The sequence below is a fragment of the Myxococcus vastator genome (assembly GCF_010894475.1).
Classification (GTDB): domain Bacteria; phylum Myxococcota; class Myxococcia; order Myxococcales; family Myxococcaceae; genus Myxococcus; species Myxococcus vastator.
This window is the reverse complement of record NZ_JAAIYB010000080.1, coordinates 1-23,591: the sequence shown is the minus strand read 5'-3', so window position 1 is coordinate 23,591 and position 23,591 is coordinate 1. Positions and strand designations below refer to the sequence as shown.

Genomic DNA, 23,591 nt, shown 5'->3' with positions numbered 1-23,591 from the left:
GAGCCGGGCCGCGCGGCCTCCCCGCACACCGCCGGGGCCATGTTCGCCGCCCCCGCCGAGGACGACGCCAGCCTGATTCCCACGCTGGAAGAAGCCGAGCGCCAGCTCATCGCCCGTGCGATGACCGTCACCAAGGGGCACAAGGGTCGCACCTGCCAGATCCTTGGAATCAGCCGCCCCACCCTGGAGCGCAAGCTCCAGAAGTACGCTCTTGCACAGGGCCAGAGCACTCCAGTGCACACCTTCCCCGTGAAGGATGCGTCCTGAGCACTCTTGGACAGTGTCGCTGCTCCGACACTCGGGCTCCCAATTTGAACGTTTCGTTCAAATTGATCAGACTGTTTGAACGTTCTGTTTCAGGTTCTGGACACAGAACGGGGGCTGGTGCGGGCCTGTAGCGCTAAGTACCCGGCATTTCAGGAGGTGTTCGCCCGGCGGCACTTCAATTCCCGTTGGCACGAAGCTTGGAGAAGGGAAGCCCCGTTCGCCGCTGAAGCAGCCGGCCCGACTTCCCCACCCTTCCTTCCCAGGAGTAATGCCATGCACGGATTCAACCGCCCCCTCGGCCCCATCGGTTCCAACGTCGTGGCGCCGCTGCAGACGACCAGCTCCGGGATGATGGTCACCGCCAACAAGCTGGTGCCCGGCCAGGAGGCCATCGACTTCAAGGGGTACTTCAAGGTCGAGTCCTTCCCGCACAACTCGACCATCTACCGCCCCGGTGACAACACCGACCGCGTCTACCTGCTGAAGTCCGGCCGCGTACGCCTGATGCGCATCGGCAAGAACAGCACCCGCTCCGTGGTGTCCATCCTCCGCCCGGGCGACCTCTTCGGCGAGCTGTTCCGCCCCGAGGGCACGCCGATTGAGGAGATGGCCATCGCCGCCGGTGAGGCGGAGGTCTGGAGCATCGAGGGCCGCGACTTCCGCGCCCAGCTGGAGGCCCGCCCGGCCCTGGCGGTGGACGTGGTCCGCGCCTACGCCGAGCGCGTGCGTGCCCTGCGCAAGCGCGTGCTGGGGCTGACGTTCAAGGAGGTCCCGGCCCGCCTGGCGGACACCCTGCTCACCCTGGTGGAAGCGCACGGCGAGCGCTGCCCGCACGGCGGCGAGACGGACCTGCGCGGCATCACCCAGCAGGACCTCGCGGACCTCGTGGGCGCCTCCCGCTCCTTCGTGTCCACGCTCATCAACGAGATGAAGCGCGAGGGCGTGCTCGGCAACGTCGGCCGCATCCTCTGCGTGAGGGACCAGAAGGCCCTGCGGAAGATCGCCGGCAAGGAGAAGTAGTCCCCCGCGCCCGCGGCGAACGGGCGGCACGACACCGGACGGGCCTGACCATGCGGATGCCGCGTGGCCGGGCCCGTGGTGTTTCCAGCGAACGGTGCGCCCGCGCGTATGCGTTAGGATGGCGTGCATGTCCGGCGCCATTGACTCCATCCTCGCGCTCCAGGAGCGGCTGAAGCACGAGACGGAGCTCCCCCTCCGGTCCGTGTCGCTCACACCGGTGGCCGCCCAGGACCTCCACATGTTGGAGTCCGCGGTGGGCGCGTTGCTTCCCCCGGCCTACCTCGACTTCGTCTCCCGGCACGGCCTGCTGTCCGCGATGGACTGGCAGGGACACGACCGGGCCCGGATGTTGAATCCCACCGAGTTGCTGGAGGCGCTCCAGTGGTCCAGGGAGACCATCGAGGAGGGCTGCTTCGGCGACAACGAGGATGAGCTGGAGGCCGCCATCCTCGAGAAGAAGCTCCGCGAGCGGCTCATCCCCTTCCAGTACGTCGCCGCCACGAACGTGAGCGACTACTACTACTTCGACACGGGACTGCGTCGCGACACCGGGCCGCTCATCTTCCCGGCGCGCCACGACGACTTCGACCTGTCGACGTGGCTGCTGGACGGGGAGCCCGACGTCTCGGGCTGCACCTTCGACTTCGACGAGCACCTGCGCTGGGTCCTCCGGGCGGGCCTGGAGGAGCAGGACTGGGGGCGCTGACTCAGACGCGGCGGCGCAGCTCGTCCACCTCGGCGCGCAGCAGCCAGTCGTCCGGGAAGTCCGTGGCGGCCGCGGCAATCTGGCTCAGCCGCTCCGGCTTCACGGCGTGCGTCTCCCGCATCTTCCGGACCTCGCGGTAGAGCGCGGCCAGCGCCGGGTGCAGCGCCAGGGCCTTGCGCGAGCGGGCCTTCTCCTCACCGTCGCCTTCCGCGAAGGCGCTCAGCTCGCCGTACCAGCGGTCCCACGTCTCCGGGTCCGAAGGCCCACCCGCCACCGAGGGCAGGTGCGTGCTGACGAAGAGCTTCGCCACCGCGGGCAGCGCCAGCTCGCGCCCCGCCAGCCGGCCGCGCAGCGCCAGCACCTGACCGCCGTCCGTGGCGAAGCCCTCCAGCTCCAGCCCGCTCTCCAGCGACAGCTTGAAGGGCCCGCGCTCCGGCAGCGTCCCCGCGCCGAACGCCACCAGCGCCGGCCCGCTCCACGGCTTGTCGTCCAGGGAGCGTCCGCCACGCGAGGCCATGATGGGCCCCTCCATGCAGACCAGCGCGGTGCCCAGGCCCGGCGCCACCGCGCGCGGCGCGGCCAGCAGCTCCAGCACCCGGCCCGTCACCTCGCGGCCATCCGCCAGCACCAGGTGGTTGACGGTCCGCGCGCGCAGCGCCTCCGCCAGGCCAAAGTCGCCGCCCCGCTTCCACGACAGCGTGGACTCGAACTCCGCCAGCACCTCGAACAGGTGCTCGAAGTCCCGCGCCACGAAGAGCTGCGGCTGCATGCGGGTGATGTCGTAGTCCATGTCCGCGCAGGCCACGCTCAGCGGCAGCTTCTTCACCGCCGGCGTCAGGCAGTGCTGCGCCTCGCCGATGCTGGACAGCAGCCCCGCGCCGTAGATGCGCGGCGACGCCACGCTCCCGATGAGGCCGTACTCCGCCGTCCACCAGTAGAGGCGGCTGGCCCGGGTGCTCTCACTGACGTAGCGGCGGCTCGCGCTGGCGGCCTCCAGCCGGGCCTGCGCGTGCGCCGCTTCCTCCTCGCTGGCGTCCGGGTCCTCCTTCACCACCGACAGGTTCCGGATGGCCTCGAAGACGGCCTGGTCCTCCACGCTGGCAATGGCCTTGAAGCCCACCAGCCCGCACGCCTTGAGGTACTCCGCGTAGCGGCGGTTGGCGATGATGGGCGCGTGCCCCGCGCTCTCATGGACGATGTCCGGCGCCGGCGTGTACTCGATGTGCTCGTGGGTGCGGATGTCCGCGGCAATCGCCAGGACGCCCATCGCCTGGAGCTCCGTGAAGACGGCGGGCGGAATGAAGCCACGCACCCCCACACAGGCCCACCCCAGGCCCGCGAGCTTCTCGTTCATCTCGTCCAGACTGGGGATGCACTCCGAGCCGATGCCCGTGGCCTCCAGGCCCTCCAGGTAGACGGGGTGCGCCTTGTCCGCCAGGTGCCCCCTCAAGGCGCCCAGGATGTTCCGCCAGACGGCCTGGTCCCGCGACGTATACGCCGCGTAGTCCTGGCTCACCACGTAGCGACGCAGATGCGCAGGCAGGCGAGCAATCGTCCGTTCCGTGGAAGTCGTCATCGTTCACCCCGGGCAGAATCTTCTAGTCTTTGAAGATATCCCTTCTTCGGTCGAACGGAAATCCGACATAAATCGACGTCTTCGTCGCTTTAACGTCGAACTAGCCTGACGGGCGGCGAAGTCCGTCCAGCACCAGACGGGCGCCGGGGCTGAGCGCGCCGGAGGGCCACAAGGCGACCACCTCCACGGCCTGGGGCTCCTCTTCCAAGAGGGGCCACGCGTGGAGGTCCGGTGGAAACGGGTGCATGGGGCGCAGGTCCGGGGTGATGGCGCAGGCGCGGAACGCGCGCAGCAGCTCATAGAGGAGGAGGAAGCTCTCCGCGCGCCCCACCTCCTCCACCGTCACGCCGTGGGCGGCGAAGCGGGCGCTGTTGGCGCCGCCGTAGGGGTCATCGCGCAGCCAGTCCACGAAGCGCTGCCCCTCCAGGTCCTTCACACGCAGCGACTTCCTGGACGCGGCCTGCCGCGCGAGCGCGTTGTCCGGCCCGGCGAGCACCACGAAGGGCATGCGCAGCAGCGACTCCGACTCCACGCCTTCATGGGTGGGCAGGGGCGTGAAGTCGAGCGCCAGGTCGAGCTGTCGCGTCTGCACCTGGCGCGTCAGTTCATGGGGCCCGCCGAAGCTGAGCACCAGCTTGAGGTCCGCGGCGGCGGCGTCCCGCGCCACGTCGCCCACCAGGGACAAGGACAGCGTCGGGTTGAGGCCCAGGCGCACCACGGGCTCGGCGCTGGCCAGGTCACGCAGCCGCTTCATGTCCAGTTGATGCAGCGGCGTCTGGGTGCCCGCGAAGAGCCGCTCTCCCCGCGCGGTGAGCTGCAGGCGACGGCCGGGCCCGCGCTCCAACAATGGTGCGCCATCCGCCAGCGCCAGCTCCAGCGCGCGGACATGCTCGCTCACCACCGAGCGCGCCACGCCCAGGTGCTCGGCGGCGGCCTCGATGCTGCCCGCCTCCACGGCGGCGGCGAAGGACTCCAACCAGACCAGGTGCCGGACGAGCTTGCGCGGAGGCATGCGCGGCATCCTCGCACGCCGCCATCAGCGGGACGCGCCGCCGAACTTCATTGAGGCTTGCGAAATTCCGGCATCCGGAATATCTGCACCACCCAATGTCACGGATGTCTGACGCGGCGACCACCGCGGTCGCCAGTTCTCTTCAGCGATTCGAAGCGGCGCGTCCCTTCCTGAGCACGGCGCTGACCTGGTGCGTGCTCCACGGGCTCGTCGCCTTGATGTACTTCGGCGGCGCGCTGCGGGTGGCCGTGGAGCGGCTGGCGCCGGGGCTGCGCCCCCTCCTGCTCGCGGGAAGCTTCGCCCAGGCACTGTTCCTCGGGCTGGTGGCCTTCGTTGGAACCCTGCCCCTGGCGTTCCTGCTCGGGCACCGCTACCGCTTCGCGCTCCCGTTGCTGACGGCGGTGGGCGGCGTGCTGCTCGGGCTGGACGCCTTGGTGCTCAACTCGCTGGGCTTCCACATCAACGGCCTGGTGCTGGCGGTGGCGCTCCAGCCACACGCCCTGGCGGAGACGGGGCTGTCTTCTTCGGAGCTGGCGCTGTTGGCCGCGGCGATGGTGGCCACCCTCACGCTCGACACGGCGGCGGGCATCTGGTTCCTGCGCCAGGGCTTTGGCCCTCGCCGGGTGGCGCGCACGGTGGTGATGATGGCGGCCCTTTGCACCGCCGAGCGGCTGGTCAGCGCGTCCCTCGTCTTCGCCCATGGCGGCGCCGTTCAGCACGCCACCACCACCCTGCCCCTCCAGGCACCGGTGCGGATGAACACCTTCCTCTCGCGTGTCACCGGCAAGGCGCCCGCGTCCGGCCTGCGCCTGGGCGTGAGCCCCGATGCGGGCGTGCCCGCGGCGAGCATCGACCCGGCGTCGGTGCGCTTCACCCGCCGTCCCGACATCGTCGTCGTCCTGGTGGAGAGCCTGCGTGACGACTTCTTCACCGCCGACGTCATGCCGAACATGTGGCGCAGGGCGCGGAGCGGCACGCGCTTCCTGCATCACCACAGCGCGGCCAGCTCCACGGACTACTCGCTGTTCAGCATGTTCTTCGGGCTGGAGGCCCAGCGCCGCGATGCCGTGGTGGGCGCGGGCCGCACGCCCCTCCTCTTCCCCGCACTGGCCCACAACGGCTACCAGCAGTCCTTCTTCGCCGCGTCCTCCGTTGACTGGATGGGCCTCAAGGACACCGTGTTCCGCGACGTGAAGGGGGGCCTGCGCACGGACTACACGGGCCGCAGCCACGCGCGGGACGAGGCCATGGTCCGCGACGCGCTGGCGGCCGTGGAAGCCACGCCCCAGGACACGCCACTGTTCCTGTTCGTGTTCTTCGCCGGCACGCACTTCGACTACGACTACCCGCCGCGCTCCGAGGTCTTCTCGCCCGCATGGAATGGCAAGGGCGGGCTCTCCACGGCGCGCGTGCCCCCCGAGCATCTCAAGGCCCGCGCATGGAACGCGGCCTACGAGGTGGACACCAAGGTCGAAGCGCTGCTGACGCGCATCGAAAGCCTGCGCGGCACGCGTCCGCTGATTCTCTTCACCGGCGACCATGGCGAGGAGTTCCGCGAGCACGGCCGCGTGGGCCACGCCAGCGACGTGACGGCCTCCCAGCTCCACGTGCCCATGCTCGTGTTCGACGCGCAGCTCCCCGTGGGCCAGGTCGACGCCGTCACCGGACACATCGACGTGGTGTCCACGCTCTTCGACCTGCTGGGAGACACGCACAGCCCGGCGATGCTGGGTGACGGCATTCCCATGACGAGACCGGACCCGCGGCGCTACCTCCTCACCACCGTGGGCTGGGAGGCGCGCTACGCGCTCATCAGCCAGGAGCTGAAGGTCCACTTCGGCGCGGGGCGGCCCGGCACCGTCATCACCGACCTGCGGGACCGGCCCCTGGCCGATGGCAAGGAGCGCCTCGCGGCCGAGGCCCCGCACATCCTCCGCCGGTTGAGAGGGACGTCGGAGACGACGCTTCCCGATGCCGCCACGGCCACGGACATGCCCTGACGGCGCCTCGTCGCAGGCCCTGGGGCGGCGCTCGCACGCGCCGCTTCAGAACCGGAGCTTCACACCCAGGGCGAGCGTGAAGAGTTCGACATTCACCGTGGCGGGATTGCGGACGAACTGCACCAGCCGGTAGTCGGTGGCGACGAGCTCGAAGTACCCCTCCATGAGCCGCAGGTTCAGCGCCTCCACCGGGCGCCCCGCGCTGGCCCCCAGCAACAGCGCGGGGCGGAGGGCGGTGCGGAACCAGTAGTAGCCCCGGTCGTAACGGCTGGGCAGGCCCGCGAAGTAGTCGTCGCCCACCGTGTAGCTGAGCATCGCGCCCACCATGAGCGGGCGGACGGACCACCCCGCCGCGTCGAGCCGGAAGGGCCGCCACTGCCCCTTCAGCGTGAAGGTGACGAAGTCCTCCCCCGCCAACGCGGGCGGCGCCCAGCCCACCAGCAGCGCGGTCTCCACGGTGTCGTCGCGAAAGCTCCAGCCCGGCCCCGCGGAGAGAAAGCCGATGGCGCCCGCGAGCTGCATCGCCGCATGGTCGGGCACGTACCAGGGTGACGCCTCGTGCGCCGGCTCCGGCCGAGCCTCCCGTGCCGCCAACAACAACGCCGCCAGCAACGAGGCTCGGAGACCCCCGTGCGCGGCCATCAGAAGGTGGCCCTCCGCACCTGCACCGAGGTGCCATCGACGTCCACCCAGAGGTAGCTCCGGCCCTTCATCGAATCGGTGGTGATGTACCGGACACCGTGCGCCTGGACGTCGTGGTACTGGTGGACGTGGCCGTGGAAGGAGATGGCGACGCCCTCCTTCTGCTGGAGCTTCACCAGGGGCTCGACGAGCGCATCGTCAAAGTCCCCGTTCCCAGGAGGCACGTGGGAGAAGGTGAAGGTGTTGTGCACCGCGGGCTCCGGCGCGAGCGCCGTCTTCAGCCACTGCAGGTCCGGGATGTCGCCCGGGAAGCCGTACTCGCGGGAGTTGGAGTCGAAGAAGACGAAGCGGGTGCCCGAATACGTGAAGGAGAAGGACTCCGGCCCGAAGGTGCGCCGGTAGAGCTTCTGTCCCATGCCCAGCGCGTCATGGTTGCCCATGACCACGAAGAACGGGACCTTCAACCGGGACAGCAGCTCGACGCCCCACTCGTACTCCTGCGTGCTGCCGAACTCCGTCAGGTCGCCCATCTGCACCACGAAGTCGACGCCGCGCTGCTCCAGGTCCCGCATCGCCGCCGCGGAGTCATCCAGGAACAACTGCATGTCGCCCACCACCGCGAAGCGAAAGGCCTGCTTCGGTTCCGCTCCGAGCAGCCGCTCCAATGAGCGGGCATGCAAGTCCCGGTGGGTCCCCCGGAGCTCATAGGGGTGGAACTCGAAGGCGCCACAGCCCGCGCACACCAGCAGCAATGTCACCCAGACGCGCACGGACGCACGCTAACGTCGGCCTCCCGATGCTTTCACGGAATGCGCCGCCGGATTCCGGAGCGCGCGGCGACAAGGAGCAGCCATTCTCACGCGCCATATGAACGGGACTCGGGATGCCACCGGCGCCCACCTCGCCTCGCGTGTGACGGCGGTGTCGTGAGCGCACCTCTGTCGACATCGGAGCTGCTGCGGTGGGCGGCTGGAAAGCCCTCCGGGAGCACGCAGGAAGACCTCGATGCGCTGTGCGCGCGAGTGGACTTCACGCTCACGGCCAGGGACGTGCTGCGCTCAGGCACACCTGCCGAGAAGACCACGGCCTTGCGCGCGCTGCGGGAGCTGGCCACGCCGGATGCGTATGCGCTGGCCCGGCTCGCGCTGCATGACGAAGCGGCGCCGGTTCGGGCCATGGCGGCACGGGCGCTGGCCCGTTCGCGGGACGGCGCGGACTGGCAGGGCCTCCAGGAAGCCCTGAACGATGCCGAGCCCTCCGTGCAGCTCGCGGCCATGGACTCGCTCGCGAGGAGGGACTCGACGGCCGCGAGCGCCCTCTTTCGCGAGCGCTTCGAACGTGCGCCGGAGGTGGAGAAGCGAAACGCGCTCGCCACCGCGCAACGCCTGCGACTCCCCGAAGCCGAGTCCCTGGCCCGCCTGGGCCTCGCCTCCTCGGAGGCCATCACGAGAGCCGCCGCCGTGGCCCTGCTCGCTCGGGAAGGCGAGGCGACGGAGGGACTCCTCGTGCAGGCCCTCACGGATGCCGCCGACGTGGTGCGGCTCGAAGCCCTCCGCGCGCTGTCCCGCCGTCCGCGGGTGCCTGCCAGCGTCTTCGTGCCGCTGCTTTCCGCTTCGTCCACGGCTCAAGTCCGGGAACAGGCACTCCAGACACTCGTCCTGCGTGGTGACACCAGCGCGTGCGAACCCGTGGTCCGGCTCCTGGAGGCGCCCGAGTCGTCACTCCGTCGACGTGCCATCCTCGCCACCGGGGAGCTCGGCTGCACCGGAGCGACGGACTCACTGCTCAAGATGCTGGCCCGGACACGAGACGAGGATGAACGGGCGGACCTCGTCACCGCGCTGGGCAGACTCGGTGGCCCCGAAGCCTGGGAGGCCCTTCGCAGGGAGCTGTCGGACGCCGCCCCGCGAGTTCGACGCGCCGCCGTCTCCGCCTGGGCCTCGGACGCCGCGCCCCAGGACGCAACCCCTGTGCTGATGGCGCGACTGCGCGACGACCCCGACGCCGAGGTGCGGATGGCCATCGCCCTGGCCCTGGCGAACAGCAGCCAGCAAGTGGGCCACCGCGCCCTTCTGCTCGCGCTCGAGGACACAGCACCCGAGGTCCGGCGGATGGCCGTGCGAACCCTGGGCCGCGACTCCAGCCCGGAGGCCCTTCAAGCCCTGCGCGCCCATCAAGCCACCGAACGAGATTCAGTGGTCCTGCGGGAACTCGCCACGGCGCTCGAACAACTGCAGGGCGCGGCAGCAAACCTCACCCAAGCGGCCTCCCCCGCCGAGCGCCACCTCTTCGACCCGGCGCGGACAGGCCAGAGCGTGGCCGAGTGGCTGACGTCCCCCGAACGCCACCCCGCCACGGAGCGCGTCTACTTCTACGAAGGCGGACACCTGGAGCACCTGGACACCGCCAGCCGCCTCCACGTCTTCCAGTACACCGCCATCGGAGACCACCTCCACCTCCGCCCCGAGGGCGCGCCCGAGCGAAGCACGGCCTTCACCGTCACCCCCGCGCCACCCGCCTCCAACGACGTGCCGCGCTCCTTCCGCCTGGAGCTGACCCGGGACGTCCTCACGGGCGCGGACGCGCCACGGACCCTGTACTTCAGGCAGCCCACCGAAGCGGACTCAGGGAGGGGCGACAGCCACTGACGCAACACGGCCGCTACGCCGCGGCGGACCGGGCACCCTCCCAGTCCTCGACCTCGTAGAGGAACTTCGAGCCGCCCATCAGCTTCCGGTTGGCCGAGGTGCTCTGCACGAAGACGACGTACTTCTCCAGGCTGGCGGGCCGGATGCGGACCGTCTCCCCGGGCGGCAGTCCGAGCATCTCCCGGGCCCGCTCCCCGCTGTAGAGGTCACCCGTCTTGCGGTCCATGAGCACCACTTCCTTCCGGCCCTGGATGGTCTCCGTCTTGGTGAACTCGTAGAAGCCCCGACCCGTCTTGAAGCCCAGACCGTTCTCCTGCACGAAGTCCTTGATGGGCTGGGTCCGGTCCACGTCCAGCACCTGGAAGCGCCCCGGCGGCACCGCGCGCAGGTCCGCCTCGCCGTAGAGCGGCGGCGCCGTGCGCTGGAGCATGGTGCTGAACATCACGTTCAGGCCGCGACTCATGCGGCCCTCGCGCGCCACTTCCTGCTCAAACGACTGGAGCTGCGCGTCCGAGGACTGCTTGTAGCAGACGGCCAGCAGCAGGTCGGTGACGTGGGCGAACTGGTCCAGGCTCAGGTGGAAGCCGCCCGACTTCTCCGCCAACTCCTTGTAGAAGGCCGTCGCGTGGCGGCGCGCCAGGGCTTGCACGCCATACACCGGCACGCCCATCCGACCCAGCGCGGCCACCTCCTTGCGCCAATCCAACTGGTGGGGATTCTGCGAAGGCCCGTGGGGCACGTCGTCACCAATCAATACCAGCGCCCGCGTGTACCCGACCGTCCAGGACAGGCTTTGCGCCTGCCGCAGCACGAACTCGTAGCATTCGGGCGCGTCGCCCCCGCCCGTCTGCTCCACGCGGTCCACGAAGCGGACGACGGCGCCCTCGTCGTCCGTCAGGTCCAGCAGCTTGGTGACATACGTGGAGCCCGCGTCGCAGTAGTCCCCGTGGGCGATGATGCCGATGCGGATGCCCGGAATCTCCTTCATCAACCGGGACACCGTGCCCCGCAGCTTCTTCCGCACCTGCGCCAGACACGGATACATGCTGCCGGTGGTGTCAAAACTGAAGACGATTTCGACGCGGTTATCAATGACTGACGTGCTCATTCCGGTGCCCCCCTCGTGACCGCCGACAAGGGCAAATCTACGCGCCGGGTCTGACATGAATCGGGCCTGGAAACGGCGCGGGAAACAGGGGGATGGACGGGCCTTCGTCGGCCCGTCGTCACGCAATCGCACCTGCCGCTTGCCCTGGACGCCGCGCGCCCGCAGCATGCGTGCCCATCGTGTCCGCCACCGCCGAGCCCCCATCCCCGCATCGTACGTACACCGAGCGCCGTGCCGCCGCGCAGGCGGAGCTGACCGCCCTGGACCGCGTGAGCGCCCGCTACGCCAATTTACGAACACTCGCCTTCCTGGCCGCGGCCGGCTTCGCGGGCTTCGTGCTGGCGGGGCGTCTGCCCAAGGTGTGGTGGTGGGCCAGCGCCGCCGCGTTGGTGCTCTACGGCGTGCTCGCCATCCTCCACCACCAGGTCTTCCGCCGCGAGGCCCGGGCGAAGCTGTACGTGACGCTCAACGAGCGTGGACTGGCGCGGCTGGGGCCCGGCTGGCACGACTTCACCGAGCGCGGGGAGCGCTTCCTGTCCCCCAGCCACCTGTACACCCCGGACCTGGACGTCTTCGGCCAGGGCAGCCTCTTCCAGCTCCTCAACGAGACGGCCACGCGCGCCGGAGAGGAGCGGCTGGCGGCGTGGCTCTCCGCCCCCGCCTCCGCCCAGGAGGTGGAAGCCAGACAGGGCGCCGCGCGCGAGCTGGCGCCCAACCTGGACTTCCGCCAGGACCTCTGCGTGGACGCGCGGGACGCCTCGCGCGAGAAGGCGGACCCGGCGCTGTTCATCCAGTGGGCGGAGCTGGGGCCGCAGCTGAACGCCATCCGCTGGGCGAAGCCGGTGGCGGTGGTGCTGCCCCTGGTGACGCTGGCCGTCTACGTCCTGGGCAAGCTCGAGGTGCTGCCGGAGTCGGCCTTCTGGGTGGGGCTGGCGGCGCAGCTGGGCGTGGCCGTCATCACCCGCCGCCCGCTGAAGGTCATGGACGAAGGCGTGGAGGTGGGTGAGCGCGGCTTCGTGCGCTACGCCCCCATCTTCGAGCGCGTGGAGGCCCAGCGCTTCGAGCACCCGCGCCTGAAGACGCTCCAGTCCGGCCTCCAGCAGCCAGGCCAGCCGCCCGTGTCCGAGCACTTCAAGCGCTTCAGCCGGCTGTTCTCCTTCATCGAGTTCAAGCGCCACCAGTTCCACCCCCTGATTCACTGGCTCACGCTCTGGGACATCCACGCGCACTTCGCGCTGGAGCGCTGGCGCGAGGCCCACGGCAAGCAACTGCGCCAGTGGTTCGAGGCCCTGGCCGAGCTGGAGGCCCTGTCCTGCGTCGCGGGACTCGCGCATGACCGGCCGGACTTCACCTGGCCCGTCATGGCCGCCAGTGGCCCCTGCGTGGAGGCCACGGCGCTGGGCCACCCGCTGCTGGACGCGCCGGTGCCCAACGACGTGTCCCTGCCCGGCCCCCGGCACGCGCTGCTCATCACCGGCTCCAACATGAGCGGCAAGACGACGCTGATGCGCGCGGTGGGCGCCAACGTGGTGCTGGCGCTCACCGGCGCGCCGGTGAGCGCGAAGCACTTCCGCCTGTCACCGCTCCAGACGCTCACCAGCATGCGGGTGAAGGACTCGCTGGAGCGCGGCGTCTCCTACTTCTACGCGGAGGTGCAGCGCATCAAGGCCGTGCTGGACGCGGCGCGGGCCGCGAACGGGCAGGTGCTGTTCCTCCTGGACGAAATCCTCCTGGGGACGAACACCCGCGAGCGGCAGATTGCCTCGCGCGAGGTGCTGCGCCTGCTGCTGGGCACCGGCGCCATTGGCGCGGTGACGACGCACGACCTGTCCCTGGCGGTGCTCGCGGACGAGCCGGGCGCGCACGTCGTCAACGTCCACTTCCGGGACCACCTGGAGGCCGGGAAGATGCTGTTCGACTACACGCTGCGCCAGGGCGTGGTGGACACCACCAACGCCCTGCGCGTGCTGCGCCTGGCGGGCGTCCCCGTGGACGACCCGGACGAAGCCGCCGCCGCGCGCTGAGCCCGCAACGACGCGGGCCCCGGGGTTTCCCCCGAGGCCCGCGCTTGAAGCAGCGGCTCACGCCGAAGCGGTGACTACTTGGGCGCCTCGATGAGGGCGGCGAAGCCCATGCCGCCGCCGATGCACATGGAGACGACGCCGTAGCGGCCGTTGCGGCGCTTCAGCTCGCGCAGGATGGTGGCCACCATGCGCGCGCCGGAGACGCCCAGCGGGTGACCCAGGGCGATGGCGCCGCCGTTGGGGTTCACCTTGTCGGCGGGGATGCCCAGCTCGCGCACGCAGTACAGCGCCTGCGCCCCGAAGGCCTCGTTCAGCTCGAAGACGTCGATGTCCTCGACCTTGAGCTTGTTCTTCTCCAGCAGCTTGCGGACCGCGGGGACCGGGCCAATGCCCATGATTTCCGGGGGGACGCCCGCCACCGCGGCGTCGACGAAGTAGCCCAGCGGCTTGACGCCCAGCTCCTTCGCCTTGGCCTCGCTCATCACCACCGCGGCGGCGGCGCCGTCCGTCAGCGGCGACGCGTTGCCGGCCGTCACCACGCCCTTGGGGTTGAAGGCCGGGCGCAGCTTGGCCAGGCCCTCCTGCGTCGTCTCCGGGCGGAGGATGGTGTCCACGGTGACGGTGACTTCCTTCGCCGCGCCGTCGTCGTCGTAGTACGTCGTGGTGACGGGGACGATCTCCTCGTTGAACTTGCCCTGCTCGCGCGCGGTGGCGGCGCGGCGCTGGCTCTCCGCGGCGAACTTGTCCGAGTCCTCACGCGACACGCCGTAGCGCGACGCGATGTTCTCCGCGGTGGCGCCCATGGAGGTGTAGATCTCCGGCAGGCGCTCCATGGCCTCGGGGTTGGCGCTCGCCTTGTTGCCGCCCATGGGGACCATCGTCATGGACTCGGTGCCGCCACCGATGCCCACGTCGTACATCCCCGCCTGGATGGCCTGGGCCACCTGGGCGATGGCCTGCGAACCGGAGGAACAGAACCGGTTGATGGTCATCGCGGGCACCGTGACGGGCAGGCCCGCCAGCAGCGTGGCCACGCGGGCCACGTTCATGCCCTGCTCGGCCTCCGGCATGGCACAGCCCAGGACGACGTCACCGATGTCCTCCGGCTTCAGGCCGGGGACCTGGGCAACGGCCTCCTTGATGGCGACAGCGGCCAGGGTATCCGGCCGGGTGTCCTTGAACTCTCCCTTGTGGGCGCGGGTGAAGGGCGTGCGGACCGCGCTGGCAATCACGACTCGACCAGCCATTTTGATGTCTCCTTGCCCGGGGGGCCCCCGGGCAGTCAGCGAATCTCAGGTTCAGTAGCCTATGGATACTGGCCGGCCGTCAGTTCCGCAGCGGCTTGCCCTTCTCGATCATGTGCTGCAGGCGGTCCTGGGTCTTCTCCTCGCCGCACAGGCTCAGGAAGGCCTCCGCCTCCAGCTCCAGCAAGCGCTCCTCCGTCACCAGCAGCGACGGGCTGGTGTTGCCACCCGTGAGCACGGTCGCCAGCTTCTTGGCGATCTTCCGGTCGTGCGCGCTCACCTGGCCGTTGAGCTCCATGTCGTAGAGCATCATGTCGATGGTGGCCGCGCCGCTCACGCCCGGCAAGCGGAAGCGGGACGGACGCGGCGCCTTGAAGCCGGCGTCCGCCATGCCCAGCACGCGGGCCTTCGCGTCGGACAGCAGGAAGTCCCGGTTGGCGCTGATGCCGTCGGCGTGCGTCAGGAAGCCGCTCTCACGGGCCTCCTCGGCGCTGGTGGCGACCTTCGCCATGCCGATGGTGAGGAAGATCTTCTTCAGGAAGGGGAAGAAGTCGAAGTCCTTGTCCGTGCCGAACGGGCCGTACACGTTGCGCAGCAGTTGCATGTTGCCGCCGCCGCCCGGGATGAGGCCCACGCCCACCTCCACCAAGCCCATGTACAGCTCGGCGCTGGCTTGAATCGCGTTGCCGCCCATCGTCACCTCGGCGCCGCCGCCCAGCGTGAGGTTGAAGGGCGCCGTCACCACCGGCACCGGGCTGTAGCGCATGCGCTGGTTGACGGCCTGGAAGCCCGTCACCAGCTTGCGGATGGACTCGAACTCGCCGCTCTTGGCCGCCCACAGCAGCGCCACGATGTTCGCGCCCGCGGAGAAGTTGGAGCCGTCGTTCCCGATGACGAGCCCCTTGTGGTTCTTCTCCGTCTCATCCAGCGCGGTGTTCATCATCTCGATGATCTGGTCATCGATGGAGTTCATCTTCGTGTGGAACTCCAGCAGCGTCGCGCCGTCGCCCAGGTCCCACAGCGTGGCCCCGTCGTTGCCGGCGATCTTCTTGTTGCCGCGCTTGAGGTACTCCACGCGCTGCGTGCGGGCGTTCTCCGGCACCACCTTCACGGACTTGGACGGGATGTCCCAGTACGTGTCCTTGCCCTTCTCCACGCCGTAGAAGGACGCGCGGCCCGCGGCCAGCATCTCCTCCACCCACGCGGCCGGCTTCAGGCCCAGGGCCTTCATCCGCTCCACGCCCTTCTTCACGCCGTAGGCGTCCCAGACCTCGAAGGGCCCCAAGTCCCAACCGAAGCCCCAGCGCACGCCGCGGTCCACGTTGACCACGTCGTCGGCGATCTCCGGGATGCGGCGGCTGGTGTAGGCCAGCACGTCCAGGGTGACGCTCTCGGCGAACTTCGCCGCCTTGTCCTCGGCGTTCATCACCGAGGCCACGCGCTCGCGCACGTCCTCGATGTCCCTCGCGGCGCCCAGCGAGTCGTAGCGGACCTTGGCCTGCGGCCGGTACTCCAGCGACTTCAGGTCGAGCGCGAGGATCTCCTTGCCCTGCTTCTTGTAGAAGCCGCCGCCGCTCTTGTCGCCCAGCATGCCCTTCTCCACCATCTTCTGGAGGAAGGCCGGGCTGGCGAACACGTCACGCTCTTCGTCGTGCGTCAGCGTGTCGTAGCAGTTCTTCGCCACGTGGGTGAACGTGTCCAGGCCCACGATGTCCGCGGTGCGGAAGACGGCGGACTTGGGGCGGCCCATGGCCGGTCCGAAAATCTTGTCCACCTCTTCGATGGACAGCTCCGCCTTGTCCATGGCGGCGATGGTCCGCATCATCCCGTACACGCCAATGCGGTTCGCGATGAAGTTGGTCGTGTCCTTGCCGTAGACGATGCCCTTGCCCAGCACCTCTTCGCCAAAGCGGTGCAGCGTCTTGAGCACCTCCGGGTCCGTGTCCTTGCCGGCCACCAGCTCCAGCAGCTTCATGTAGCGGACCGGGTTGAAGAAGTGCGTGACGAGGAAGTTCTTCTTGAAGTCCGCGCCGCGGCCCTCCGTCATGCCCACAATCGACATGCCAGAGGTGTTGGACGAGATGATGGTGCCCGGACGGGCGAGCTTCTCCACCTTGGCGAACAGGTCCTGCTTGATCTTCAGGTCCTCCTTCACCACCTCCACCACCCAGTCGCACTCGGCGATGCGGTGCAGGTCATCCTCGAAGTTGCCCACCTCGATGTTGGTGAACACCTCCGCGGAGACGATGGGGCTGGGCTTCTGCTTGCGCAGGTTGGCCAGCGCGCCCTGGGCGAACTTGTTGCGAAACGCCTTCGAGGAGGTGTCCTCGCCCGGCGCGGCCTTGGGCGGGACGATGTCCAGGAGGAGCGCGCGCACGCCCGAGTTGGCCAGGTGCGCGGCGATGCCGCTGCCCATTACTCCGGCGCCCAGCACAGCCACTTTTCGGATCCGCGTCGTCATGTGGGAAAGGCTCCCTGTTGGGAAGGAGGGGATTGCACAAATGTAGGCGATTGACCCGAAAGTCAATCGGATCGGACGGCCAGGGCGCTCGCCACCAGAGGACAAGCCGACTAGAAACCGACCCTCCATGGCGCGCCTCGACCCGCACTCGTACAACGACAGCACGCAGCCTGAGACGGAAACCCTGGACTGGAGGGCCCGCGTCGATTTCAAGACGCAGCGGCTCCACGCGGAGGTCACCCACACCCTCAAGGAAGCCTCGGCCGGGCCGCTGGACCTGGATACCCGGGATCTGGAAATCCGTGACGTCGTCGACGCCGCGGGTCGCCCCTTGCCCTACATCCTCTCCCCCTCCGAGCCGATTCTTGGGAGCCGGCTGCGCATCGAGCTGCCGGTGGGCTTGAGGCAGTTCACGGTGCGCTACCGCACGGCGCCGCACGCCAGCGCGCTCCAGTGGCTGACGCCGCCCCAGACGGCCGGGGGGCAGCACCCCTTCCTCTACAGCCAGTGCCAGGCCATCCACGCCCGAAGCGTGGTGCCGCTCCAGGACACGCCGCGCATCCGCATCCGCTACACGGCGGCGCTGCGGATTCCCAAGGCGCTCAAGGCCGTCATGGCCGCCAGCTTCCTGCGGCGCGAGGAGCACGGCGTGGAGGCGGAGGAGCACTATGAGATGCCCCAGCCGGTGCCGCCCTACCTGCTCGCCTTCGCGGTGGGCAGCCTGGCGCCGAAGGAGCTGGGGCCGCGCTCGCGCGTGTGGGCGGAGCCGGAGCTGCTGGAGGAGGCGGCGGAGGAGTTCTCCGGCGTGGACGACATGCTGCGCGCCGCCGAGTCGCTCTTCGGGCCGTATGACTGGGAGCGCTTCGACTTGCTCACCATGCCGCCCTCGTTCCCCTACGGCGGCATGGAGAACCCGCGCCTGACGTTCCTCACGCCCACGCTCATCACCGGGGACAAGAGCCTGGTCAACGTGGTGGCGCACGAGCTGGCGCACTCGTGGACGGGCAACCTGGTGACGAACGCCTCCGCCGAGCACTTCTGGCTCAACGAGGGCTTCACCGTCTTCGCCGAGCGCCGCATCCTGGAGGCCCTGGCCGGTCCGGAAGTGTCGGCGCTGCACGGCGCGCTGGGCCGCCGCGCGCTGGACTCCGCGCTGCAGCACTTCCGCGCGCACCCGCAGCTCACGTCGCTGCGCACGCACCTGGCCGGGGTTGACCCGGACGAGGCCTTCTCCCAGATTCCCTACGAGAAGGGCTACCTGCTGCTGCGCGCCATGGAGGACGCGGCCGGGCGGCCCGCCTTCGACGAGTTCCTCCGGCGCTACCTGGCCACCTACCGCTTCCGCGCGCTCACCACCGAGGAGTTCGTCGCCTTCGCGGAGAAGGAGCTGCCCGGGGTGCTGACGAAGGTGGACGCGGAGGCGTACCTGCACCGGCCCGGCGTGCCCCCGGGGGCGCCGTCACCGCGCTCGCTGCGCCTGGAGACCCTGGACGCGCTGCGCGGCAAGGTGCCCACGCCGGAGCAGGCGAAGGACTGGACGCCGGCCGAGTGGCAGCTCTACCTGGAGTCACTGCCCCAGCAGACGCCGCGGGACGTCTTCCAGCAGCTCGACGCGCGCTTCGGCCTCACCCAGAGCCGCAACTCGGAGGTGCTGGTGGCGTGGCTGGTGTCGGCGCTGCGCGCGGGCTGGGCGCCGGCCGTGGCCCGCACCGAGACGTTCCTCGGCGAGGTGGGCCGGATGAAGTACCTCAAGCCGCTGTACGGGGTGCTCTCCGCGTCGCACGAGCACCGGAGCCTGGCGCGCGCGCTCTTCAAGAAGCACGGGGAGCGCTACCACCCCATCGCCCGTCAGGGCGTGGAGCTCATCCTGTCGCGCGCCTGAGCGCGCGCGGTGCGGGACACAGGCTACTTCGACGCCGCCGCGCGCAGGCGCTTCTCCGACAGGGCGAGGTAGTTCTCGTCCATGTCGATGCCCACGTAGCGGTGGCCCAGCTTGAGGGCCGCCACGCCCGAGGTGCCGCTGCCGTTGAAGGGGTCCAGCACCAGCGCGTCCGGGGGGCAGCTCGCCTCCAGGATGCGCTCCAGCAGCGCCACCGGCTTCTGCGTGGGGTGGCTGCCGAAGGCCTTCTCCTCGCCGCCGCGCGGGACGGCGAGCGTCCACAGCCGGCCCTCGCCGTCCGCCGTCAGCTCGGCGTCACCGGAGGGCGGCAGCGCCCAGGCGTCGCGCATCTGCTTGCCGCCGTTCTCCGCCTTCATGCGCGCGTAGTTGAACGTGTGCTGCAGCTTGCCGCCGGACTTCGGCGAGGCCCAGATGAGCAGCTCCGTGGAGTGCGTGAAGTAGCGGCACGCCAGGTTGGGGCTCGCATTGGGCTTGAACCAGGTGACGGTGTTGAGCAGCTTGTAGCCGAGCTTCTGCATCGCGAAGCCGACGTTGAAGATGACGTGCTGGGTGCCGCTCACCCACAGCGTGCCGGTGGGCTTGAGCAGGCGCTGGCAGGCCGCGAGCCACTCGGTGGTGAACTGGTGGTCCTCCTCCACGCCGCGCGACACGTCCCAGCCGCCCTTGGCCACCGAGACGCGCTTGCCGCCCTTGCACGTGGTGCCGCCGTTGGAGAGGAAGTACGGCGGGTCGGCGAAAATCATGTCGAACGTCTGGGGCTCGAACTGCGACATCAGCGCCAGGCTGTCGCCGTGCAGCAGCGTATAGGCCTCCCCTTTCGCGTAGACGCTCTCGTTGAGCGAACGGCGGACGACTTTCAGGGAAGGGGCTGCTGCAGCGTGCGCGGACATCTCGCCTCCGTCGGACTCTTCGTCGTGGACGCGGCGGACTGTGCGGTCGCTTCGGTGCTACGTCTAATTTCTGGCCTGTAGCACCCTGAAACTTGACGGGTGATTCAGGCCGTAGAAGCGCCGCGAGCAGGGCGGGAGCGCCTCTCGTGGAGGCCCTCCGACACCCTGCTCGACGGGGACTGCCTGGACTGTGGCGGGGCCCATGAGAGGCCCTTCGCGGCCTACGCCTTCTTGGCGGAGGTGGGCGACGCGCCGTACTTCTTGCGGAAGCGGTCGATGCGGCCGGCCGTGTCCACGAGCTTGTACTTGCCCGTGAAGAAGGGGTGGCAGTTCGAGCAGATTTCCACCGAGAACGAGCCGCGGGTGGACTTCGTCTCCACGCTGTGACCGCACGCGCAGGTCACGCGAGCCGGAGGGTAGACGGGATGGATGTCGGACTTCATGGCGCTCTCCAGTATGCCTTGCCCCCACCCGCCCGCGGGTGGGAGGTCCGGCGCTGAGGGATGGCCGGCGCTTATAATGGCGCTTGGGCCGCTTCACAAGGCCAGCACGGCTCAATGGGCCGCCGAGCCGGGGGGCTCGACGCGTTCCACCCATTTCTGGACGGCCGGATCCGCCGGGACGTCACTGCCGAGCTGGATGTACGACAATAGATGCGTGCGCCCGGCGCCCGTTGCGCCGCCAGACAGCGCTTCCTGGTAGGCGGCTCGCGTGGCCTCCAGGCGGGCAATCGTCTCCTCCAAGGGGCGCTGCTCCGCCGGGGCCTGGGTGCCCGCCAGCCGCGCCTTCGCCCGGGTGAGGTTGCCTTCGAGCAGGCGCAGCTGCTGCCGGGTGCGCTCCTGCACGGAGGCGTCGGCGAAGCGGCCCGTCCCCTCCAACTGGAGCACCAGCTTCGCCAGCTCGCGGCCCCGGGCCCCCGGGGGAATCACCGTGGCCTGGGCCTGCCGCTGGGCGATGCCCTGGCCCCGGCCTTCGTGGGATTGCACCACGAAGTCCACGCCCTCCACCTGGTCGGCCAACTGGAGCGCCTCCGCGTGGGGCACCGCCGCGAGCACCACCACCAGGGCCACCTTCGACTGCTCTCGCAGGCGCTTCACCTCGGCGGCCACGGCGGGCAGCGCCGGCAGGCCCCGCACCTGCTCCTGGGCCTGCCCCGGAGCGGCGAGCCCCACCGACATGGGGCTGGCCATGGCGGGAGAGACGCCCACCACGCCCACCTTCACGCCGCCCACCGTCGTCACCAGCGAGGCGGGGAACAGCCGCTTGCCCTGGGCGTCCGCGAGGTTCGCCGACAGGAGCTTCAGCTTCGCCCGCCGCGTCTGCTTCCGGAGGAAGCCCACGCCGAGCCCGAGGTCCCTCGCGCCCACGGCCATGGCCGCGGTGCCCTGCGCGTCCATCTGCGACAGCACGAGCTCCGCGCGCGCCCGGGCATCCGGCGCCTGCGCGCTGTCCCGGCTCCTGAAGAGCGCATTGCCAGCGTCCAGCACGAGCACCGGCGCGCCCTGCTCGCGCTCCTTCTCAATCGCGACTTTTCGTCTGGCCAGACCGCCAGAGGGGTTGTGTCGTCAACCACAGGGGGCGACTTCGCCCCCATTGTCTCCGGTGAAGAGGAGCACGAGCTGCCTGGGCGCCGCGCCCGCCACCAGGGGCAGCAGGAGCAGCAGCGCCAGCGCGGCCAGCTTCACCGGGCGCGGGCTCACTTCCGGGCCTTCTTGGAGGGCGCCGCCTTCTTGTCCATGTCGGCGAGGCGCGCCTTGGCCGTCTTCGCCTCGGCGGACTTCGGGTAGCTCTTGATGAGCTCCTCCAGCGCCAGCCGCGACTCCTCCTTCATCTTCAACTGGGCGAAGCAGTCCGAAGAGCGCAGGTACGACTCCGGCGCGGACTCCGCCTTCGGGAAGTCCTGCAGCACCTTGCCGTACTCGAAGAGGGCCTCGCGGCACTTGGACTCGGTGAAGTACGTCTCACCGAGGCCGAAGTGGGCGTCCCCCACCAGCGGGTCCTTGGACCACTTCTTCATGAACTCGTTGTAGAGCTGGCGCGCCAGCAGCACGTCGCCGGCCTGGGCCTTCTCCTTGGCGAGCGCCAGGAACGCCTTCTTGTCCGTGGGGCGCTTGAGCTCCTCGGCCTTCTTCTTCGCCTCGGCCTCCTTCAGCGCCGCCTCGCCCTGCATGGCGAGCAGCTTCTGGTCCTGCGCGGCCAGCGCCGTCTCCAGCTCGGTGATTTTGTGGAGGTACGTCTCCACCTGGCCACGAAGCTGGGCGAGGTCCTCGACCGTCTTCTGGAACTGCACGCCGATGTCCGCGTCCTTGCGGCGCGCCGCGGTGTCCAGCCCCTTGAGGGCCTTGGTGACCTCCGCGACCTTCTCATCGATTTTCGGGAGCGTGGCGGCGAGCTGCTCGCGCGTCTCCTTCAGCTCCGTCTGAATCTGGGCGGAGTCGGTGCCGAGCCGGTCGACCTTCGCCTCGAGGGCGCGGCCGCGGTCAGCGGGATAGAAGCAACCAGGGAGGGCCAGCAGGGATATCAGCGCCAGGCTTCGCATCGGGCGCCATCTTAAGCGCAAACGCCCTGCCCGTCTGGACTTCTCTCGCCCCGTCCCAGCGCCCCACGGACCTGCCCGGCTGGCCGGTCACCGCCTCCTGACGGAAAACTCCAGCCGCTCGGCAGCATGCGCGCAGGCCACCCGGAGGCGGTCGGGGTTGAGGAAGAAGGCCACGGGGCGTGAGCGGCCCGACTCCAGGGCCTGGAAGGCCCGGCGATACTCGGAGGCCGCCTCGGCGGTGCGGCGGCACTGCTCCAGGAGCAGCCCGAGCAGATACCGGGCGGCGGCGTGGTCCGGATCCAACGTCAGGCAGCGACGCAAGTCTCGCTCCGCCACGGCGTCGGAGACCCCCGAGGCGGCGCCATCCAGCACGCACGCGAAGAGGAGGTCCGCTTCCGCGCGGGCCTCCGGGCCGGGCTCCGGCGTGGTGACGACGGCGAGCCCCTGGTGGGCGTCGGTGCGGGCGCGCTCGGGGGGCGCGGCCGTGCCTCGCTGCTTCGGAGGAGACGCGGCGCCGCTCCAGGCGTGCTGGGCAGGCGGTGCCTCGGCGGCCCCTTCCTCCGGCCGGACGTAGAAGAAGGCCTGCTCGCCGCGCTGCACCCGCAGCGTTGGCGGCACCCGGAGCAGCGGCTCGGACGCGGACAGCACCAAGACGCCGCCGGGCGCCAGGCTCCGCGCAAGCGCCTCCACGGTGCGCTGGAAGGCCGCCTCGGTGAAGTAGATGAGGACGTTGCGGCAGAAGATGACGTCGAAGCCGCCGCCTCCTGGCGCCACCGGATACGGCGACTCCATCAGGTTGTGGCACTGGAAGCTCGCGCGCTCCCGCAGCGCGGGCGCCAGGGCCTCTCGCGCGCCGGACCGGACGAAGTAACTGGAGCGCAGCTCGGGTGGGACGCGGCGCAGCTGCTCCCGGCTGTAGGCCAGCCACCGCGCGCGGCGCAGGGTGTCCCCGGCGATGTCCGTCCCCAGCACCGTGCTGTCCGGGTCGGCCCCGGCCTCCGCGAGCAGGACGAGCAGCGTGGCCACCTCCTCGCCCGTGGCGCAGCCCGCGCTCCAGACGCGCAGGGGCCGCCGGGTTTTCGCCACCAACGGGGTGAGGACCTGCGCTCGGAACGCGGCGAGCTGCACCTCGTCGCGGAAGAGGTCCGTCTTGTTCACCACTGCCGCGGCGATGAGGTCCTCCAGGTCCGTCACGCCCGACGGGGACTGGAGGAACATCAGGTACTGGTGCGGCGTGAGGCCCTGGCTGCGCGCCGCCAGCCGCTCATCCAGCCGGCGGACCTGGGGGCCACTCAGGGCCATCCCCGTCCGCGCCGACAGGAAGGCGCGCACCCCGGCCCATGGCGCGCCGTCAGCCACCCGGGCTCAGCGCCCCACCGCGAGGGACTCTCCCCGCGCCAGCCGCACCAACGTCGCCGCCACATCGTCACCGTGGATGAGGTGGTCCACCGCCTTGCGCTCCACCGCCGTGCCCGGCATGCCGAACACCACGCAGGACTCCTCGTTCTGCGCCACCGCCAGCCCGCCCGCTTGTTTGATGGCCAGCAGCCCCTC

At 70.0% G+C, this 23,591-nt stretch carries 21 protein-coding genes; 7 read left to right on the top strand and 14 right to left on the bottom strand.

Translation table 11 applies throughout. The features are described 5' to 3' along the window. The 3 genes from G4D87_RS10890 to G4D87_RS10880 form a co-directional block, all read left to right on the top strand. Window positions 1-267: helix-turn-helix domain-containing protein (locus G4D87_RS10890; protein ID WP_205507527.1), on the top strand; the 267-nt coding region annotated here is incomplete at its 5' end. Between the two features lie 273 nt (window positions 268-540). Next, complete coding sequence (gene mrpC / locus G4D87_RS10885; RefSeq protein WP_002634092.1) at window positions 541-1,287, top strand: Crp/Fnr family transcriptional regulator MrpC; 747 nt, start codon at window positions 541-543, stop codon at window positions 1,285-1,287. A gap of 127 nt (window positions 1,288-1,414) precedes the next feature. Next, window positions 1,415-1,993 carry an SMI1/KNR4 family protein gene (locus tag G4D87_RS10880; protein ID WP_163781636.1) on the top strand — a complete coding sequence of 193 codons (579 nt, stop codon included), beginning with the start codon at window positions 1,415-1,417 and terminating at the stop codon, window positions 1,991-1,993. A 1-nt stretch (window position 1,994) separates the two neighbouring features. On the opposite strand, the gene G4D87_RS10875 is transcribed toward G4D87_RS10880, so the two are convergent. Together G4D87_RS10875 and G4D87_RS10870 are read right to left on the bottom strand one after the other, a co-directional pair. Then, window positions 1,995-3,569 carry an aromatic amino acid hydroxylase gene (locus tag G4D87_RS10875; RefSeq protein ID WP_163781634.1) on the bottom strand — a complete coding sequence of 525 codons (1,575 nt, stop codon included), beginning with the start codon at window positions 3,567-3,569 and terminating at the stop codon, window positions 1,995-1,997. A 100-nt stretch (window positions 3,570-3,669) separates the two neighbouring features. After that, a complete protein-coding gene (locus G4D87_RS10870) occupies window positions 3,670-4,590 on the bottom strand; it encodes a LysR family transcriptional regulator (protein WP_163781632.1) in 921 nt (306 codons plus the stop codon). A gap of 86 nt (window positions 4,591-4,676) precedes the next feature. On the opposite strand from G4D87_RS10870, the gene G4D87_RS10865 reads away from it, so the two are divergent. Continuing rightward, window positions 4,677-6,581 carry a sulfatase-like hydrolase/transferase gene (locus tag G4D87_RS10865; RefSeq protein WP_205507526.1) on the top strand — a complete coding sequence of 635 codons (1,905 nt, stop codon included), beginning with the start codon at window positions 4,677-4,679 and terminating at the stop codon, window positions 6,579-6,581. 45 nt (window positions 6,582-6,626) lie between these two features. Here the strand turns inward: G4D87_RS10865 and G4D87_RS10860 are convergent, their stop codons facing one another. Both G4D87_RS10860 and G4D87_RS10855 read right to left on the bottom strand, forming a co-directional pair. Beyond that, the gene (locus G4D87_RS10860; protein ID WP_163781630.1) at window positions 6,627-7,223 is read right to left on the bottom strand and encodes a hypothetical protein; all 597 of its coding nucleotides are present in this window, start codon (window positions 7,221-7,223) and stop codon (window positions 6,627-6,629) included. Then, a complete protein-coding gene (locus tag G4D87_RS10855; RefSeq protein WP_163781628.1) occupies window positions 7,223-7,993 on the bottom strand; it encodes a metallophosphoesterase family protein in 771 nt (256 codons plus the stop codon). Before G4D87_RS10855 ends, G4D87_RS10860 begins: the two co-directional genes overlap by 1 nt. Before the next feature lie 156 nt (window positions 7,994-8,149). Between G4D87_RS10855 and G4D87_RS10850 the strand changes: the two genes are divergently transcribed. Next, entirely contained in the window at window positions 8,150-9,871 is a 1,722-nt protein-coding gene (locus G4D87_RS10850; protein ID WP_163781627.1) for a HEAT repeat domain-containing protein, read from the top strand. A 13-nt stretch (window positions 9,872-9,884) separates the two neighbouring features. On the opposite strand, the gene G4D87_RS10845 is transcribed toward G4D87_RS10850, so the two are convergent. Beyond that, complete coding sequence (locus G4D87_RS10845; RefSeq protein ID WP_240358182.1) at window positions 9,885-10,979, bottom strand: vWA domain-containing protein; 1,095 nt, start codon at window positions 10,977-10,979, stop codon at window positions 9,885-9,887. Between the two features lie 179 nt (window positions 10,980-11,158). On the opposite strand from G4D87_RS10845, the gene G4D87_RS10840 reads away from it, so the two are divergent. Then, window positions 11,159-13,003 carry a MutS-related protein gene (locus G4D87_RS10840; RefSeq protein ID WP_205507525.1) on the top strand — a complete coding sequence of 615 codons (1,845 nt, stop codon included), beginning with the start codon at window positions 11,159-11,161 and terminating at the stop codon, window positions 13,001-13,003. Between the two features lie 74 nt (window positions 13,004-13,077). On the opposite strand, the gene G4D87_RS10835 is transcribed toward G4D87_RS10840, so the two are convergent. Both G4D87_RS10835 and G4D87_RS10830 read right to left on the bottom strand, forming a co-directional pair. Next, window positions 13,078-14,250, bottom strand: a complete 1,173-nt coding sequence (locus G4D87_RS10835; protein ID WP_163781622.1) for a thiolase family protein — start codon at window positions 14,248-14,250, stop codon at window positions 13,078-13,080. A 79-nt stretch (window positions 14,251-14,329) separates the two neighbouring features. Further along, window positions 14,330-16,708: a 3-hydroxyacyl-CoA dehydrogenase/enoyl-CoA hydratase family protein gene (locus G4D87_RS10830; RefSeq protein WP_163781620.1), complete on the bottom strand. Its 2,379-nt coding sequence runs from the start codon at window positions 16,706-16,708 to the stop codon at window positions 14,330-14,332. A gap of 127 nt (window positions 16,709-16,835) precedes the next feature. On the opposite strand from G4D87_RS10830, the gene G4D87_RS10825 reads away from it, so the two are divergent. Then, window positions 16,836-18,590, top strand: a complete 1,755-nt coding sequence (locus G4D87_RS10825; protein ID WP_163781617.1) for a M1 family metallopeptidase — start codon at window positions 16,836-16,838, stop codon at window positions 18,588-18,590. A gap of 23 nt (window positions 18,591-18,613) precedes the next feature. On the opposite strand, the gene G4D87_RS10820 is transcribed toward G4D87_RS10825, so the two are convergent. From G4D87_RS10820 to G4D87_RS10795, 7 genes are all read right to left on the bottom strand, one after another. Continuing rightward, complete coding sequence (locus G4D87_RS10820; protein ID WP_163781615.1) at window positions 18,614-19,498, bottom strand: DNA-methyltransferase; 885 nt, start codon at window positions 19,496-19,498, stop codon at window positions 18,614-18,616. 221 nt (window positions 19,499-19,719) lie between these two features. Then, window positions 19,720-19,941: a 50S ribosomal protein L31 gene (gene rpmE, locus G4D87_RS10815; protein WP_163781613.1), complete on the bottom strand. Its 222-nt coding sequence runs from the start codon at window positions 19,939-19,941 to the stop codon at window positions 19,720-19,722. 111 nt (window positions 19,942-20,052) lie between these two features. Next, complete coding sequence (locus G4D87_RS10810; protein ID WP_163781611.1) at window positions 20,053-20,991, bottom strand: bifunctional UDP-sugar hydrolase/5'-nucleotidase; 939 nt, start codon at window positions 20,989-20,991, stop codon at window positions 20,053-20,055. Window positions 20,992-21,063: 72 nt separating this feature from the next. Continuing rightward, complete coding sequence (locus G4D87_RS39965) at window positions 21,064-21,198, bottom strand: hypothetical protein (RefSeq protein ID WP_255207846.1); 135 nt, start codon at window positions 21,196-21,198, stop codon at window positions 21,064-21,066. Then, on the bottom strand, window positions 21,195-22,037 hold the full coding sequence (locus tag G4D87_RS10805) for a tetratricopeptide repeat protein (RefSeq protein WP_163781609.1): 843 nt from the start codon (window positions 22,035-22,037) through the stop codon (window positions 21,195-21,197). Before G4D87_RS10805 ends, G4D87_RS39965 begins: the two co-directional genes overlap by 4 nt. A gap of 87 nt (window positions 22,038-22,124) precedes the next feature. Then, the gene (locus G4D87_RS10800; RefSeq protein ID WP_163781607.1) at window positions 22,125-23,396 is read right to left on the bottom strand and encodes a CheR family methyltransferase; all 1,272 of its coding nucleotides are present in this window, start codon (window positions 23,394-23,396) and stop codon (window positions 22,125-22,127) included. A 6-nt stretch (window positions 23,397-23,402) separates the two neighbouring features. Continuing rightward, window positions 23,403-23,591 (bottom strand): chemotaxis protein CheB (locus G4D87_RS10795; protein ID WP_275902274.1); only part of this gene is annotated, 189 nt, incomplete at its 5' end.

Bases quoted from the DNA above. Each gene is read 5' to 3' on its own strand.
- mrpC (WP_002634092.1), top strand. From the start codon at position 541: ATGCACGGATTCAACCGCCCCCTCGGCCCCATCGGTTCCAACGTCGTG.
- G4D87_RS10880 (WP_163781636.1), top strand. From the start codon at position 1,415: ATGTCCGGCGCCATTGACTCCATCCTCGCGCTCCAGGAGCGGCTGAAG.
- G4D87_RS10875 (WP_163781634.1), bottom strand. From the start codon at position 3,569: ATGACGACTTCCACGGAACGGACGATTGCTCGCCTGCCTGCGCATCTG.
- G4D87_RS10870 (WP_163781632.1), bottom strand. From the start codon at position 4,590: ATGCCGCGCATGCCTCCGCGCAAGCTCGTCCGGCACCTGGTCTGGTTG.
- G4D87_RS10865 (WP_205507526.1), top strand. From the start codon at position 4,677: ATGTCACGGATGTCTGACGCGGCGACCACCGCGGTCGCCAGTTCTCTT.
- G4D87_RS10860 (WP_163781630.1), bottom strand. From the start codon at position 7,223: ATGGCCGCGCACGGGGGTCTCCGAGCCTCGTTGCTGGCGGCGTTGTTG.
- G4D87_RS10845 (WP_240358182.1), bottom strand. From the start codon at position 10,979: ATGAGCACGTCAGTCATTGATAACCGCGTCGAAATCGTCTTCAGTTTT.
- G4D87_RS10835 (WP_163781622.1), bottom strand. From the start codon at position 14,250: ATGGCTGGTCGAGTCGTGATTGCCAGCGCGGTCCGCACGCCCTTCACC.
- G4D87_RS10830 (WP_163781620.1), bottom strand. From the start codon at position 16,708: ATGACGACGCGGATCCGAAAAGTGGCTGTGCTGGGCGCCGGAGTAATG.
- G4D87_RS10825 (WP_163781617.1), top strand. From the start codon at position 16,836: ATGGCGCGCCTCGACCCGCACTCGTACAACGACAGCACGCAGCCTGAG.
- G4D87_RS10820 (WP_163781615.1), bottom strand. From the start codon at position 19,498: ATGTCCGCGCACGCTGCAGCAGCCCCTTCCCTGAAAGTCGTCCGCCGT.
- rpmE (WP_163781613.1), bottom strand. From the start codon at position 19,941: ATGAAGTCCGACATCCATCCCGTCTACCCTCCGGCTCGCGTGACCTGC.
- G4D87_RS10805 (WP_163781609.1), bottom strand. From the start codon at position 22,037: ATGCGAAGCCTGGCGCTGATATCCCTGCTGGCCCTCCCTGGTTGCTTC.